This window comes from Synechococcus sp. R8-2 (genome assembly GCF_047461715.1).
Classification (GTDB): domain Bacteria; phylum Cyanobacteriota; class Cyanobacteriia; order Thermostichales; family Thermostichaceae; genus Thermostichus.
The window spans coordinates 1-678 of the sequence record NZ_JANSHQ010000339.1 but is presented as its reverse complement, the minus strand read 5'-3'; the positions used below and the strand labels follow the sequence as shown (position 1 = coordinate 678).

At 67.4% G+C, this 678-nt stretch carries 1 protein-coding gene; it reads left to right on the top strand.

The genetic code is table 11. The features are described 5' to 3' along the window. The coding region (locus NW819_RS08670) for an SH3 domain-containing protein (RefSeq protein WP_414413505.1) at window positions 1-639 on the top strand (639 nt) is incomplete at its 5' end. Between the last annotated feature and the right edge of the window lie 39 nt (window positions 640-678).

The window sequence follows — 678 nt, the reverse complement described above, 5'->3', positions numbered from 1 at the left end:
CCGCACCGCTGTCGCGAACGCGCCCAAGACCGTTCCCCTCAGGGGGACGGAGCCCAGGGCCTAAGGTCCGCTGGCGCGATCGGTTTGCAGGATGTGGAGCGTTACCGCCGCAGCCGCTTGGGGGGCCGTAAGCGTCCTACCTTTCCCGCTGGCGTTCGTTTGGGCTCCGCACCGCTGGCGCGAATGGCCGGGGTGGTCGGTGTGGGCATTCTCTCCCTGCTGGTCATCTGGCAAATGTTGCGGGGCCTCTTCACGCCGCCGCCGGCACCACCGCTGGAGCAACCCCAGGTGCAAATTGAGCAGCCGCCGGTTGACATATCGCTACGCGACGCCTCCGCGAACGACAATCCCGGCCAGACGGAACTCACTCCCCCGCCTGAGCTAACCGGCCCTCTGGCGGAGTGGCAAGGAGTACAACAGGTGCGGGTGGTCTCCAACGATGGCCTCAACATTCGCCAGCAACCCAGCCTGACGGGAGCCATTGTCGGGACAGCCCCACGCCAAGCCCTGCTGCGGGTGGTGGAGGTGCAGGCTGGGGAGGGACAGGTGCCCGTCTGGCTGCGCATTGAGCGAGATGGCGCGCCCGGGGGATGGGTCGCCGCCCAGTCGGGCTCCACCCGTCTGGTGGAACGGCTCTAGCTCTCCCTTGCTGCCAGCTGTTATTGCTCCGCAACGCTG